Here is a 15,122-nt window from a genome sequence, read left to right as displayed (position 1 = left end):
CTGCCAACACAGTAAGACTAGCGGGTGCGTGTGCCGGCCGTTCCAAGAGGTCCGGACAGCTGCTGTGCCAGTTCGCCGATCAAGGCGCGCAGCCAGACATGCGCCGGATCGTGCCGGTATCGGACATGCCAGGCCATCTCCACCGGGAAGGTGCCGAGGTCGGCCGGCGTCGGCAGGATCTTCAGGCGAGCGTCGTGGGCCAGGCGGCGGCAGATCAGGTTGGGCAGCGTCGCGCAATAGTCGGTCACCGCGACCACTTCCGGAATCGCCAGGAAGTGCGTCACCGAGACCGCCACCTCGCGCTGGAGCCCCTGGCGCTCCAGCACCTGGAACAGGCCGGCGCGCAGGCGGCCGGGCGGCAGCACGTTCACGTGCTTGAGCCGCTCGTACTGCTTCCTCGTGATCTTCCGGTCGATCTGCGGATGGTCGGCCCGCACGATGCACGACAAGCCATCGTCCATGAGGTGCTGCACGACCAGGTTGTCCGGCGGGTCGACGAAGCGGCCGAGCGCCAACGCCGTCGTGCCGGACACGACGCCGGTCTCCGCCAGGTCCGCGCCATAGGGCGTGAGCCGCAGGCTGATGCCCGGCGCACGCTCGCGCAGGCGCGCCACGATGGCAGGCACGAGGACGAACTCGACATAGCTGTTGGGCGCGAGGGTGATCCGCTGCTGCGCCTTCGCCGGCTCGAATGCCTGCTGGCCGAGGACCACACTGTCCAGGCTCGACAGGGCCGACGCGATCACCGGCGCCAGCTCCAGTGCCTTGGGGGTGGGCTGCATGCCGTAGCGCTCGCGGACGAACAGCGGGTCGAGCAGCATCGCACGCAGGCGCGTCAGCGCGTTGGACAGCGCAGGCTGCGTGATGCCCAGCCGCTCCGCGGCGCGCGTCACGCTGCGCTCTTCGATCAGCGCCAGGAACACCGGCAGCAGATTCAGGTCGTATCGCATCCAGATATATTGACAGCGACATATCTGCAATTCAACAGATAAATTGGATGAATGATGATCGGGAGCGCATTCTTCAGGCATCGACCACATCACTGGAGCTGCCAATGTCTTCCGAAACCCTCTTCTCTCCCACCCGGCTGGGATCCATCGACGTCAAGAACCGGATCGCCATGGCGCCGCTCACGCGTTCGCGTGCCGGCATGGACGGCGTGCAGTCGCCTTTGGCCATCGACTACTACCGGCAACGCGCTTCGGCGGGGCTGATCATCACGGAGGCCACGAACATCTCCCGGCAGGGCCGCGGCTACGCCTACACGCCCGGCATCTACACCGATGCCCACGTGGAGGCCTGGGCGCGGGTGACCGATGCCGTTCACCAAGCGGGCGGCAAGATCGCCATGCAGCTGTGGCACGTGGGCCGCATGTCCCACGTGAGCCTGCAGGAGAACGGGGCCGCCCCGGTGGCGCCTTCCGCGATCCGTGCCGGCGGCACCGTGTTCACGGAGGAAGGCTTCGTGCAACCGTCCATGCCACGCGCGCTCGAAACCGGGGAGATCGCCGGGATCATCGACGACTACCGTCAGGCCGCGCGCCGGGCCAAGGACGCAGGCTTCGACGGCGTCGAGGTCCATGCCGCCAACGGCTACCTGCTGGAGCAGTTCCTCCGCGACAGCACCAATCGCCGCGAGGACCAGTATGGCGGCACCATCGAGAACCGCGCACGGTTTCCCCTGGAGGTGGTCGAGGCCGTCGCCGGGGTGTGGGGTGCCGACCGCGTGGGCCTGCGGCTCTCGCCGCTTTCCACCGCCGTCGGCGACACGCCGCTGGACAGCACGCCGATGGAGACCCATGGCCATCTGGTCCGCCGGCTCGGCGACATGGGCCTGGCCTATCTCCACGTGGTCGAGGGACAACTGCACAGCGACAACGGCGCGGAGACCTTCGACGTCAAGGCGCTGCGCGCGGCCTTCGGCGGTGCGTACATGGCCAACAACGGGTATGACCGCGGGATGGCCACCGCCGCGACGGCATCGGGCCATGCCGAAATGATCGCCTTCGGCAAGCCCTTCATCGGCAACCCGGACCTGGTCGACCGGCTCCGCGCGAATGCGCCGCTGTTCGACGCGCCGGCGTCCTCCTACTTCGGCGGCGGCGCGCAGGGCTACACCGAATTCGCCGCACGGTAGCCAGGGTTGGGGATGAAGTCCCTGGCGCGCGAATCGGGTGCTGGCTAGAATGAATTTCGAGCCAGCCCCTCCAAACCGAAACACGCCGCCGCGATTTCACCGTGTCCAAGCACTGGTCCCTGTCGATTATTCAGCCCTCCGCTGCCAACGAGCATCGGGGGCGAATTACGTTGGGCAGCTAGCCCCACCTTCGACCTCGACCTTCCCAAGGCAGCGACTCACCCTCGCTGCCTTTTTGCTTTTCTGGACCCGGAATCATGTACACCCTCAACCTGTTCAAGTCGTCGTTCGAGCTCGCCCAGCTGCACTCGGACAAGTCACCCTACCTGGCCTTGTGGAGTGCCGCGGCAACCGTCGATGCGCTGCATCGCCATCCTGCCGCGCGCCAGACCTTCCTCCTGCATGACGGACCGCCGTACGCCAACGGCGCCCTGCACCTCGGTCACTTCGTCAACAAGACACTCAAGGACGCCCTGGTGAAATTCAAGCGTCTGGAGGGCTACTTCGCTCCCTACGTGCCGGGCTTCGACTGCCATGGCCTGCCGGTCGAGCTCGAGGTGGAGAAGCTCGGGCAATCCAAGGCCGACCCGCGCGCCTTCGTGGAGGCCTGTCGTGCCTATGCGCAGGACCAGGTGGCCAGGCAGACCGCCGAGTTCCGCAGCTTCGGCGTCGCCGCCGATTGGGACCAGCCGTACCTCACGCTCGAGCCGGCGTTCGAGGCGGGTGCGTCCGCACTTTTCGGCGGGCTGCCGTCCGTCGCCAAGCGCCTGCGACCGGTCCATTGGTGCCCGGACTGCGCATCGTCACTGGCCGAGGCCGAGGTCGAATACAAGGTGCGCAGCTCCGACAGCCTGGTCGCGCTGTTCGCGGTGGAAGGGCGGGAGAACACCTTCCTGCAGGTCTGGACGACCACCCCGTACACCCTGCCCGCCAACAAAGCGGTGGCCTTCAACCCGGCGCTCGACTATGAGGCCGTGGGTGTCGAGCACTACGTCGACGAGCGCGGCCGCTTCCTCCAGGGAGAGATGGCCGGCATGACATTGCGCGAGGCGACGGACCATGTCCTCGACCGCCTCGGCGACCTGGTCCATTCATGCGCACCCGTTCAGCACGAGTACCCGCACTGCTGGCGCCACAAGCGGCCGGTCTTCTTCAAGGCATCGGAAGAATGGTTCCTCGAACTGGCGGAGCTGGGGCCGCGGGCCCTCGCTGCGTTGAAGAGCGTGCAGTTCGTTCCCGAGACCGCGCGCGAGCGGCTCGAGAGCATGCTGCGCTCGCGCACTTCCTGGTGCCTGTCCCGCCATCGCCTGTGGGGAACACCGCTGGCCGACCCGGACAGCGATGAGGACGCCGCGCTCCTGGCCCGGGTGGCCCGGGACGGCGTCGAAGCCTGGCAGGCGGAAGGCCGCCGCCGCACGCTCGATGTCTGGTTCGACAGCGGCACGACGCACGAGCTCGTCATGCGCAAGCGATTCGGGCGGACCGCGGACGTCTACCTGGAGGGCGTCGACCAGCATCGCGGCTGGTTCCAGTCCTCCCTGCTCACGGCGGTGGCGGCCGGCGGGCCGGCGCCCTACAAGGCACTGCTCACGCACGGCTTCGTGGTGGACGAGCACGGCCACAAGTACTCGAAGTCGAGCCGGAACTACCTGCCCATGGAGGAGATGTTCCAGCGCTACAGCCCGGACGTGCTGCGCCTGTGGACGCTGCAGCAGGACTTCACGAAGGAGCTCAAGCTCTCGCCCCAGTCGCTGGAACGCACGGTCGACCGCTATCGCAAGCTGCGCAACACCCTGCGCTTCTGCCTGCAGAACCTGTCGGATTTCGACTTCGGGATGCCGGTGGAGCTCACGCATTCCTTGCACCGACTGCAGCTCGTCAGGTTGCACGAGCTCGTGGCCACCGTGCAGGACGCCGCCGGCCGGTATGACTTCGCCGCCGCAAGTTCCGCGCTGATGCAGTACCCCGATCTCGTCTCGAGCGACTACTTCGCCGCGGTCAAGGACGCGCTCTACTGCGAGGCCCCGGATTCGCCGCGCCGGCGCGAGGCGCAGTTCGTGCTCGGGCGGGTGCTCGACACCCTTATGCGCCTGCTGGTGCCCGTGCTGCCGTACACCGCGGAAGAAGTCTTCCAGCGCGTCCGCGAGCCCATGGGCTGCAGCGAGGCCTCCTCGCTGCTTCTCACGCTGGGCGGATTGCTTTTGCCGGAAGTGGATCGCGCCGCCGAGCTGCGGGCGACCTATGACCAGCTGAGTGATCTGAAGCGCAGCGTCCACCGGCATGTGGAGGCGGGCCTGGCCAGCGGATTGAAGAGTCCCGCACAGCTCGAGCTCGAAGTCACCTTGCCCTGCTCGGACGGCCTCTTCATGGTGACGCCGGACGAGATGCGGGATTTCTTCGGTGTCGCGCGTGTGGGGCTCGCCGCCGGCGCCTCAGCCGGGGTACGGGTGAAGCGCACGAGCCTCGGCCTCTGCCCGCGTTGTCGCCGGCACGATCGGCTGCCCGGCCATGCCGCGTTGTGCCGTCGGTGCGAGGAGGTCGAGGAAGCGCGCTGATCTTCAAGTTCGGCGGCATCGACCGCATGGGCCTGGGCTACGAAGACCTGAAAGCCCTGACCCCCCGTCTGGTGTACCGCGTCCGGGCCAGCTCACTGGATCACCTTGTCCGCCCGGTTCAGCACCGAGACCGGAATCGTGTACCCCAGCCGCTTGGCGGTGCGCAGGTTGATCAGCAGCTCGAAATTCGTCGGCTGCTCGATGGGCAGGTCCGCAGGTTTCGCGCCCTTGAGGATGCGGTCGACAAAGCGCGCACCGTCCTTCCCCTCGGTGCCGTAGCCGGGGCCGTAGGCCATCAGGCAGCCGTTCTCCGCATAGTCGCTGCGCGCACAGATCGATGGCAGGCGGTTCTCGATTGCGAGCTCGGCGATGAGCTGCTGGTTGGAGTTCGCGATGGGGTTGAGCGTGACCCACACCGCATGGCTGCCCGCCTTGACGGCCGCCTTGAACGCGGCCGCGTAGGCGGCGGCGCTGCTGGCCTCCATCGAGACCAGCTCCAGCCCCAGCTGCCGCGCGGGCTGCTGGCTGGCCTCCCACTGGGGGATGGAGCCGGGCGCCTTCGGATCCCACAGCACCGCCACGCGCACCAGCTTCGGTTGGGTCTCCTTCAGGATCTCCAGGCGCTTGCCGGTGAGGATGGCCGCCACGTTGGTGACGCCGGTGGCGTTGCCGCCGGGCCGCGCGAGGCTCTGGGCGAGCCCTGTCGTGATCGGATCCGTCACGCCCATGAAGACGATCGGCACGGTCGACGTCGTCTTCTTCGCCGCCTGCGCCGCATTGGAGGTCACGGCCACGAGCACGTCGATGTCCAGGCCGATCAGCTCCGCGGCGTGGCTCTGAAGCCGGTTCAGGTCCTGGCTCTCGTGGCGGTACTCGACCAGGATGCTCTGCCCCTCGACGTAGCCCAGGTCCCGCAGGCCCTGGCGGAAGGCCTGCAGGCGCGGCGCGTCGGCGGCCGCCGAGACGGCCGCCAGGTAGCCGATGCGCGGCACCTTCCTGGCCTGCGCCAGCGCGGGCGGTGCGGCCATGGCCAGCGCGGCGCAACAGAGAAGAAACCGCAGGAACCTGCTGCGCATCGGCATCTCCTGGTGGCCGGCATTCCTCGTCACAGCGCCACCTTGATGATCGTGAAGTCGTCCTCCAGCACGCCCGGGCCGTGGACGTCGCGGGCATAGGCCAGCAGGCTGTCCAGCTCGGACAGGCCGGCGCCGGCCGGCCGCGCCAGGATCTTCGCCATGGCGGCGAATTCCATCATCGAGCCATCGGGCCTGGCGACTTCGTAGGTGCCGTCGCTGAAGACATAGAGTCTCGCGGGCGGCCCGAGGGTGCAGCGCTCTTCCTGGTAGCGGGCCGCCGGCGAGAGGCCGATGCACGGGCCGCTGGCCGGCAGGGGCCGTCCGTCCTCCCAGGGGCCGCCGGCCACGAAGGCCGGCGGATGGCCGGCGGAGGCGTAGCGCAGCTCGCCGGTCGCACGGCCATAGACGCCGTACCAGACGGTGGAGAACAGCTCGCCGTGGCGCTCCATCTGGTAGGCCTGGTTGAGCGCCGTGAGCACCTGCGCGGGGCTGCGGAAGTCCGTGCGCTGCAGGGCCTCCGAGCGCAGCGTGTCGGCGACCGCGACCGAAAGCAGCGCGGAGCCGACCCCGTGGCCGCAGACGTCGATCAGGTAGATCGCGAAGTGCCCGTCGTCGATCCAGTGGTAGCCGAAGCAGTCGCCGCCCAGCTCGGTGGAGGGGATGAAGCGCCAGTCCACCGTCCAGGGTTCCGCGAGCGGCGCCGGCAGGATCGCGCGGACGTAGAGCTCGGCTTCACGCAGCTCCTGCTGCAGGCGGTCGTGGGCCAGCTGCAGGGCCTCGCGGGAGGCGGCGAGGTCGCGGTGGGCCAGCGTCAGCTCCCGGTTGGTCGATTCGAGTTGCGCGATCAGCCTGGCCTCGCGCTGGCTCAGCAGGGTCATGTCGTAGGCCTTCTGCTGCACCAGGCGGGTTTCCTCGTATTCGGCCGTGACGTCGAGCAGCAGGATCCAGACCGTGTCCTCGTCGGCGAAGAAATGGACGTCCGCCACGCGCCCGCTGGGCATTTCCATCGAGCGGATCAGGAAGGGTGTCTCGGCCAGCGGCAGCAGGCCTTCGAGGAAGAGCACCTGTTCCGAGGCAGGCATGCCGCACTGGAGCCCCGCCAGGCCATAGTGCGCCAGGTGCCCGCCGCAGCGCACCAGGTTCTGCGCATCGTCGGCGACGAGGTACGCGAGAGCGCGCTGCGCATGAACCAGCGCCAGCAGCGAGTCGGAGATGCGGGGTGGCAGGTCCAGCATGGCGATGGCTACCGCGCAAGGCGCGCCGCCAGTTCCTGGAAGGCCTCCTCGACCCCCATGCCGGTCTTGGCGCTGGTGCGGCGGAACAGCCAGCCCTCGGCTTCCAGCGCCTGGATGCGCCCCGGCGGAAGGGCCCAGTCTTGCTCCAGGTCCGCCTTGTTGAGCAGGACGAAGAAGGGCACGGCGCCGAGCTCCGCGGTGATGCGGCCCTGGATCGACTCGGCCGTCGCCAGTGTCTCCGGCCGCGTGCCGTCCACCACCAGCAGGTAGCCGGCGGCTCCGCGCAGGTAGCTCACCCGCACCGCCGCCACCTCGTCCTCGCCGGCGATGTCCCAGAGGATCAGCGCCAGGTCCTCGGCGCCGGTGGAGATGACCTTCTTGTCGATCTTCACGCCGACCGTGGTCAGGTAGGCGTCCGAGAAGATGGTGTCGACGAAGCGGCGCACCAGGCTGGTCTTGCCGACGCCGAAGGCGCCGAGCAGGCAGATCTTCCGTTGCAGCATGGGTGTGGGTCCGCTCCTAGTCGCCGGTGCTCACGCCGAAGGAGACGCGCCGGTTCATCGACATCTCGTCTTCGCTGGCCCCTGGACGCAGCGGCTCGAGCGGGCCGGCGCCGCGCACGAAGAGCACGGACGGATCGACCCCGCGCGCCCGCAGCATCGAGCGCACGACCTCCGCGCGGCCGATGCTCAGGGCCAGGTTCGAGGTGTCCTTGCCGGTCGCGTCGGCGTGGCCGACGATGTTCACCTTCACCGGGAAGCCCTGGGTGCGCGCCACCTGGACCAGCTCGCGCATGTCGGCGGCGACGGCGTCGAGCTTGCTCTCCTGGTCGGCCGCGGGCCGGGGCATGCTGAAGTCGAAATGGATCAGGCGGGCCTGGATGGCGTCGCGCAGGCGGATGAAGTCCGGGTCCTGCACGTCCTGCAGTGCGCTGAGGTCGACCGCCGGCGCGCCGGCCGGCAGCGTCAGCGCATAGGACCGCGCCTTGTCCAGCCAGCGCTGCGATGCATTGCCGGTGACGCGGATGCCGCCGCCTTCCTGCACCATGCTCACCGTGGGCGGCGGGTCGAGGGTCGCCTTCAGGCGCTTGAGCATGATGGCCGGATGCAGCGCCTGGTAGGGCTCCCAGCGCCCGGCGACACGCGATGCGTCCAGGCGGGCCGGCTCCAGCAAGGCTTCCGGCGGCACGGCCAGCGGATCGCGCAGGCCCGAGACCAGCCACTTGCCGTCGCGGCGCTCGGCGCCGGTCACGACGATGCCGGGCTGCTCCTGCAGCGCGGCGACATAGCTGTTGACGCGCTGGCGCTCCATGACGCGCTGGCCGATCCACCAACCCAGCACCGCGAGGAGTACCAGGGGAATGAACCACAGCAGCGGGCTGTAGCGCTTCCGCGTCTCGGCCTCCTGGGACAGCAGGCAGGGCCGCAGCCGCTCGCCGGCCTCCTCGAAGGGGTCGGTGTCGCCCTCGAATTCCTGCAGCGCCGTGCCCCACCGGTCGTGGACCGCGCCCAGCGCCTCGCCCAGCCGGGCGCGCACCATCGGCGGCGGGTTGCCGTGGATCACGGCGGCCAGGAAGGCGAAGGGCCCTTCCTCGCACCACAGCAACAGGTCGCCCAGGCGCAGGCTGTCGATGCTGCGGCCGCCGCTGCTGCCGCTGCCGGCGGATTCCTCGAAGGAATCGCGCACGAAATCCTGGATGGCGGAGAGCATGGCCGAGACCAGCTGCGGGTCCCGCGAGGTCGCGTCGTCGCGGGCCAGGTGCGCCAGCAGCAGCCCCGTCTTGCGGTGAACCAGGAAGAGGTGCTCGACGCGGAACACGGCCGTGTGCCGCAGCACCACGTCGGCGAAGGTGCTGCCGCTGCGCCAGGCCTCGATGCGCCATTTCAGGCCGCGCCAGGACAGGCTGTAGCGCAGCGCCTGGTTGAGCGATTGGAGCGTGCCATCCAGCGTTTCGGCAATCGCCTTGCGGATCGCCGGCCCCATGACCGGGTACAGGATGTCGACCATGGTGCCCGGGTTCTTCCGGATCGAGGCTTGCGCCGCCCGCTCGACGCTGGGCGCCAGCGCCTGGCCCAGCTGGTCCTGCTGCGCCGCCTGTGAGAACGCAGCCGGCAGCACCGCGCCGACCGCATCGGCGAATTCCTGCGGGTCGTCCAGCTTTTTTTCGAGCCGCGCCAGGGCCGCCTGCTCGCGCTCCATCAGCACGTCGCGCATGGCCTCCAGCCGCGGATCGATGCCCGCGCGCCGCGGAAGGGTCGCGGTCACGCTCGGGTCGATGCAGCGGGCCAGCTCCAGCAGCAGCTCCGCGAGCCGGTCCCTGGAGTCACCCTCCGGCAAGCTCCCGGGTTCGTTCGCGGCGGTGACCGACAGGCGGGCGTTCACCGTGCCCCCGCCCCGGCGTCATGCCGCGTGGGCCGGCCGGACGCGGCGGCGCCCCGGCTCAACCCCTTTCGCCAACGACCCCGGGCTTGGGTGCGACGTCCTGGTTGAGGCATTTGGCGATCTCGACGAACAAGCCCGCCAGCAGGTTGCGATCCGTCTTCACATGGCTGAGCTCGGCAAACATCCGCTCCATCGTGGCGCGGGCGTCGTCCTGCCGGCGCCGCATCTCGTCGCGCAGGCCCTGGATCTCGTGGCTCAGGCGGTCGGTGAACTCCCGCTCCTGGCGGGCGAGCTGGTCCGACACCTGGGCCAGGCGCTTTTCCAGTGCCTGGGTGTGCTCGCGCTGGCTGCGCTCCAGTTCCTTGTCGCCGTCGGTGCGCAGCTCCTTCTCCTCGCGGAACTGGTTGGCGACCGATTCGAGCTGCTTCTTCATCGTGGTCTCGAGGCTGGCGAGGTTGCGGGCGGCCTCCGCCTCCACGTCGCGCAGCCGCAGCTGGAAGCGCTCCTCCATGACGGCAAAGCGCTTGTCGTAATCCTGCATCTGGTTGCCGAACAGCAACTCGCGCATCTTGTCGACGCCGGACGCTTCGCCGTTGCCTTGGGCGGCGAGGCTCGCCTGCGCTGCGAGCGCGCTCTGGGCATCGATGCTGGGTGAAACCTTGGCTGCAGTTCCCATTTGTAAGACTCCTCGGTTGCGACTCTGGGGGGTGGCGCCTGGGTCGATGGCGCCGTCGTTCGGATGTTCCGGCATGGCGCGCGTCAGGATGGCGGCGCCGTCGCGCGGAACAGAAGCGTCAGGCAGTTGCGCCCGTCCTGGTGGCGGTAGTGCACGCCGTCGGAAAAGCGCCGCACGATGGGGATGCCCCAGCCGCCGATGCGCGCGTCGTGGATGCTGGTGACCGGCGTGGGGGGCGGCACCAGCCGTGGATCGAACTCGCTGCCTTCGTCCTCCACTTCCAGCGCCACGTCCTCGCCCTGCCAGCCCAGGCGCAGCAGGATGTGCTGCTCGCCCTCGCTGCGGGCGTGGTTCATGATGTTGGTCACCACCTCCGTGGAGCAGAGGTCGAGGTTCGACACCACCCGCGACGGCAGGTGCTCGCGCTCGGCCCAGTCGTGGACCCAGGCGGTCACGCGCGACAGGTCGCGCAACTCGCGCCCGACGGTCAGGCAGACCTGCCGTTCCCCGCCGGCGCTGGCCATCACGGGCTTCCGGCTGCCGCCGTCAGTGCACTGAAGGCGGAATCGACATCGGGATACACCGGGATGATCGTGTCGATGCCAGCCATCTTGAGCACCTCCGCCACGACGGGTTGGGGATTCGCCAGCGCCATCACGCCACCGCGCAGCGACTGGGCCCTGGCATTGACGACGAGGGTGCGAATGCCGATGGAGGCCAGGAAGGAAACCTCGGACAGGTCCACCACGGCGCGAAGCTTGCGGCTTCCCACGAGCGCCGAAAGACGCTGATTGATGTCGTGCCCGCCGATGCTGTCCATGCGTCCGACCAGGCTGATCTTTTCCACGCCGTCGGCGAGCTGTTCACTCCTCAGGTCCATACGTACTCCGCAGTCGATGTCGATATCGATGCCTTCTGGACAGGTCTCCCGCCACAGGATTTCCCGGCCCGGACATCTCGTCTTGTTCTCTGAAAAGAACAAGATCCTCCCGCGTTCGATAGATAGAACCTTTTTCTAGCTTACGCCCAAATCACGGCAACGTCGATAAGCCTTTGTCCGTAGACTTCGCACCGTGCGCGCCTTCGCGTGCATTGCCATGACGATCGCTGGAGGCCAATGCCCATGGCTGAGTCCCGGTCTCGACCGCCTTCGAAGCACGCCACCCGTGCGGGCGGGAAGCTGCGCGCGCGGCGCACGGACGAGCTCGCGATCATCAACGGCATCCAGCGGGGAATGGCGGCCAGGCTGGGCTTCCAGGCCGTGATCGACCTGGTGGGCGACAGGCTGCGCGAGCTGTTCGGCTCCGGCGACCTGAACATCCTCTGGTGGGACGACAAGACCAACCTGGTCCAGGTGCTCTACCGCTACGAGCACGACAGGCCCCTGCCATTGCTGCCGGCGCGGCCGCTGGCGCCGGACGAGCCGCTGGCGCACGTCCTGCACGAGCGCCAGGTCGGCGTCTGCAACACGCGCGAGGAGCAGGTGCGGATCGGCCTGCATCCCGCGCCGGGAACGGACTGGGCCCATTCGATCGTCGCCGTCCCGATCATCGGCAGCGATCGCGTGCTGGGCATGATCGCGATGCAGAACCACGAGCGGGAGTACGCTTTCGGGGCGCACGAGGTCCGCCTGCTCGAGAACGTGGCGGCCAGCATGGGCCTGGCGCTGGAGAACGCGAACCTGCTGGACGAGACGCGGCGCCATGACCGCGAGCTGCAGGAGGCGCTGGCGCACCAGACCGCCGCCGCCGAGGTGCTGCAGATCATCGCCGGCTCGGTGGCGGACCCCGGCCCGGTCTTCGACAAGATCCTCGAATGCTGCGAGCGCCTGTTCGACGGCAGCTCCTTCGCGCTGCTGCTCGTCGATGCCCAGGGCCAGCTCGCCCTGACGCGCTGGAAGATGACCGCGTCCGGCCGCAACGCGATCGGCGAGGAGCGGGCGGCCGCGCTCACCGCGTCCCTGCAGGCCAACTACCCGATGCCCCTGGCCGGCACCTCGGCGGAGGCCGCCTTCCGCACGGGCGAGCTGCTGGAGATCGCCGACGTGCTGAACGACCCGGCTGCGCCGCTGGTGCTGCGCCTCAACGCCGCGCGCGTCGGCGCGAGCTTCGCGAACCTGGCGGCGCCGCTGATGTGGGAGGGCCGCGGCATCGGCATCCTGAGCATGCAGCGCGCGGAGGTCGGCCCCTTCCGGCCCGGCGAGCGCGCGCTGCTGAAGACCTTCGCCGAACAGGCCGTCATCGCGATCCAGAACGAGCGGCTCTTCAGCGAGGCGCAGACGGCGCTGCACAAGGTCGAGGAGCGCACCGCCGAGCTGACCGAGTCCCTCGAATACCAGACCGCCGTCAGCGACGTGCTGCGCGCCATCAGCGAATCGCCGACCGACGTGATGCCGGTGTTCGAGGCCATCCTGGACTGCACCATGTGGCTGTTCGAAGGCCCGACGGCGGCGGTCTTCACCTTCGACGGGCGCCTGGTCCACCTGGCGGCGACGCGCAACTGGTCCGCCGAGGCGCTGGAGGCCGCGCGCACGGTCTGGCCGGCACCGCCGGACCGGCGGCAGATGAACGGCCGGGCCATCCTGGAGCGCAAGGCCCAGAGCCACGACGACGCATGGGCCGACCCGGACTACGACCGCGTCCTGGCGAACAGCGGCAACCGGCGCCGGATCATCGCCGCGCCGATGCTCAAGGACGGCGTGCCGATCGGCGCGATCACCGCCGCCTGGCCGGATCCCGGCACCACGCCGCAGCGACAGATCGACCTGCTCCAGCTCTTCGCCGACCAGGCCGTGCTGGCGATCGAGAACGTGCGGCTGATCGACGAGACCCGCGACGCCCTCGAGCGCCAGACCGCCACCGCCGACGTGCTCCAGGTGATCGGCGAATCGATGGAGAACCCGCAGCCCGTGTTCGACAAGATCCTCGAGCGCTGCAGGCACCTGTTCGCCGGCATGGAGATGGGCATCTCGCTGGTGCGCGACGGGATGGTGCACCTGGCGGCGCACAGCGGCGTGGCGCGCGAGGCGCTGGCGAGCTTCTATCCGCGGCCGGTCGAACTCCATCCCCCCGGCTTGGACTGGAACGAGGTCGTCCACGTCCCGGACGTGCTGGCGCGGCCGGAGCTGCCCCGTTTCATGCGCGCCATGGCCGAACGGGTGGGCAACTACGCGGTGATGGTCGCGCCCCTGGTCTGGGAGGGCCAGAACATCGGCTCGATCCACGTCAACCGCCAGCCGCCGGGCCCCTTCGCCGACAAGGAGATCCGGCTCCTGCGGACCTTCGCCGACCAGGCCGTGATCGCCATCCAGAACGCGCGCCTGTTCAACGAAGCCAAGGAGGCGCGCGCCGCCGCCGAGGCGGCCAACGAGGCCAAGAGCGCCTTCCTCGCGACCATGAGCCACGAGATCCGCACGCCGATGAACGCGGTGATCGGCATGAGCGGCCTGCTGCTCGACACCCGGCTCGACGCGGACCAGCAGGACTACGTGGCCACCATCCGCGAATCCGGCGACGCGCTGCTGACCATCATCAACGACATCCTCGACTACTCGAAGATCGAGGCCGGACGGATGGACATCGAGTCGCATCCCTTCGACCTGCGCGAATGCGTGGAGTCGGCGCTCGACCTGGTCTCCGCGCGCGCGAGCGAGAAGCAGCTCGACCTCGCTTACGTCTTCGAGGGCGAGGTGCCGCTGGGCGTGAGCGGCGACCTCACGCGGCTGCGGCAGATCATGCTGAACCTGCTGAGCAACGCGGTGAAGTTCACCGAGTCCGGCGAAGTGGTGCTGACGGTCACCGGCAAGCCGCTGGGCGAAGGCCGGGTGGCGCTGACCTTCGCGGTGCGCGACACCGGCATCGGCCTGTCCGCGCAGGGCATGGGCCGGCTGTTCCAGTCCTTCTCGCAGGCCGACTCCAGCACCACGCGCAAGTACGGTGGCACCGGCCTCGGCCTGGCCATCAGCAAGCGCCTGGCCGAGCTGATGGGCGGGGCCATGTGGGTCGAGAGCCGGGGGCCGGGCACCGGCTCGACCTTCTTCTTCACCATCGAGGCGCCCGTTGCCGACTCGCCGCCGAGCCGGCGACGCATCGAGCCCGGCCTGCACCTGGAGCTGCAGGGCAGGCGTGTGCTGATCGTCGACGACAACGAGACCAACCGGCGCGTGCTGTCGGCCCAGATCGGCAAGTGGGGCATGGACCCGCGCGACACCGACTCGCCGGCGCAGGCCCTGCAGTGGCTCGGGCAGGGCGAGCGCTTCGACCTGGCGATCCTGGACATGCACATGCCGCAGATGGACGGCATCGAACTGGCCAGGCGCATCCGCGCAGGCGGCCACGGCAGGCTGCCGCTGGCGCTGTTCAGCTCCGCAGGGCGCGAGACCGGCGAGGCGGCATCGCTCTTCAACGCGCGCCTGACCAAGCCCATCCACCAGTCACAGCTGTTCGACACCCTGGTGAGCCTGCTGGCGCACGAGCAGGCGCCCAGGCCCGTCGCGGCCGACCCCGCGGCCAAGCCGCAGATCGATCCGGCGATGGCGCAGCGCCATCCGCTGCGCATCCTGCTGGCCGAGGACAACGCGGTGAACCAGAAGCTCGCGATGCGCCTGCTGCAGCAGATGGGCTACCGCGCGGACCTGGCATCCAACGGCATCGAGGCCATCGAGTCGGTGCAGCGCCAGACCTACGACGTGGTGCTGATGGACGTCCAGATGCCGGAGCTCGACGGGCTCGATGCCACGCGGCGGATCTGCGAGCTGATGACGCCGTCGCAGCGCCCCTACATCGTGGCGATGACGGCCAACGCCATGCAGGGCGACCGGGAGATGTGCATCGCCGCCGGCATGGACGACTACCTGACCAAGCCGATCCGCGTCGACCGGCTGGTCGCCGCGCTGAACGGCGCTTCTCCGCGCGGGGAGCGGGGAGTGGGAAGAGAGCCGCAATGAGACATCCCGTGTCCACCTTGGATGTGTTGCTCCCTCACCCTCTGGGGGAGGGTTGGGGTGAGGGCACTCGTTCGCCTGACTTGTGCCTTGCTGTTTGTTGTTGCGCAGGAGCCGGG

The 15,122-nt window shown here is 69.0% G+C and carries 11 protein-coding genes; 3 read left to right on the top strand and 8 right to left on the bottom strand.

Annotated elements, in window-relative coordinates:
* Positions 1-17: 17 nt before the first annotated feature.
* Positions 18-950 (bottom strand): LysR substrate-binding domain-containing protein, encoded by a 933-nt coding sequence (locus A8M77_RS11460; protein WP_086921622.1) that lies wholly within the window; start codon positions 948-950, stop codon positions 18-20.
* Between the two features lie 104 nt (positions 951-1,054).
* On the opposite strand from A8M77_RS11460, the gene A8M77_RS11455 reads away from it, so the two are divergent.
* Positions 1,055-2,137 (top strand): alkene reductase, encoded by a 1,083-nt coding sequence (locus A8M77_RS11455; RefSeq protein ID WP_086921621.1) that lies wholly within the window; start codon positions 1,055-1,057, stop codon positions 2,135-2,137.
* A 257-nt stretch (positions 2,138-2,394) separates the two neighbouring features.
* A complete protein-coding gene (locus tag A8M77_RS11450; protein WP_086921620.1) occupies positions 2,395-4,692 on the top strand; it encodes a class I tRNA ligase family protein in 2,298 nt (765 codons plus the stop codon).
* A 92-nt stretch (positions 4,693-4,784) separates the two neighbouring features.
* Here A8M77_RS11450 and A8M77_RS11445 read toward each other — a convergent pair whose 3' ends face one another.
* The 7 genes from A8M77_RS11445 to A8M77_RS11415 form a co-directional block, all read right to left on the bottom strand.
* Positions 4,785-5,768, bottom strand: coding sequence for an ABC transporter substrate-binding protein (locus A8M77_RS11445; protein WP_158100916.1), 984 nt, complete (start codon positions 5,766-5,768; stop codon positions 4,785-4,787).
* A 29-nt stretch (positions 5,769-5,797) separates the two neighbouring features.
* The gene (locus A8M77_RS11440) at positions 5,798-7,003 is read right to left on the bottom strand and encodes a PP2C family protein-serine/threonine phosphatase (RefSeq protein WP_086921618.1); all 1,206 of its coding nucleotides are present in this window, start codon (positions 7,001-7,003) and stop codon (positions 5,798-5,800) included.
* Positions 7,004-7,011: 8 nt separating this feature from the next.
* Positions 7,012-7,506, bottom strand: coding sequence for a Rab family GTPase (locus A8M77_RS11435; RefSeq protein ID WP_086921617.1), 495 nt, complete (start codon positions 7,504-7,506; stop codon positions 7,012-7,014).
* 16 nt (positions 7,507-7,522) lie between these two features.
* Positions 7,523-9,385 carry an OmpA family protein gene (locus A8M77_RS11430; protein WP_086921616.1) on the bottom strand — a complete coding sequence of 621 codons (1,863 nt, stop codon included), beginning with the start codon at positions 9,383-9,385 and terminating at the stop codon, positions 7,523-7,525.
* Positions 9,386-9,443: 58 nt separating this feature from the next.
* Entirely contained in the window at positions 9,444-10,061 is a 618-nt protein-coding gene (locus A8M77_RS11425) for a hypothetical protein (RefSeq protein WP_202820621.1), read from the bottom strand.
* A gap of 83 nt (positions 10,062-10,144) precedes the next feature.
* Entirely contained in the window at positions 10,145-10,585 is a 441-nt protein-coding gene (locus tag A8M77_RS11420; RefSeq protein ID WP_086921615.1) for an ATP-binding protein, read from the bottom strand.
* Positions 10,585-11,043 (bottom strand): STAS domain-containing protein, encoded by a 459-nt coding sequence (locus A8M77_RS11415; RefSeq protein ID WP_143694582.1) that lies wholly within the window; start codon positions 11,041-11,043, stop codon positions 10,585-10,587. Before A8M77_RS11415 ends, A8M77_RS11420 begins: the two co-directional genes overlap by 1 nt.
* Before the next feature lie 141 nt (positions 11,044-11,184).
* On the opposite strand from A8M77_RS11415, the gene A8M77_RS11410 reads away from it, so the two are divergent.
* Complete coding sequence (locus A8M77_RS11410; RefSeq protein WP_158100915.1) at positions 11,185-15,006, top strand: GAF domain-containing protein; 3,822 nt, start codon at positions 11,185-11,187, stop codon at positions 15,004-15,006.
* Positions 15,007-15,122: the final 116 nt, after the last annotated feature.

The organism is Variovorax sp. JS1663 (genome assembly GCF_002157355.1).
In the GTDB taxonomy this organism is placed as follows: Bacteria; Pseudomonadota; Gammaproteobacteria; order Burkholderiales; family Burkholderiaceae_C; genus Variovorax.
The sequence above is the reverse complement of the archived record's forward strand: the minus strand, read 5'-3'. Positions and strand labels throughout refer to the sequence as shown.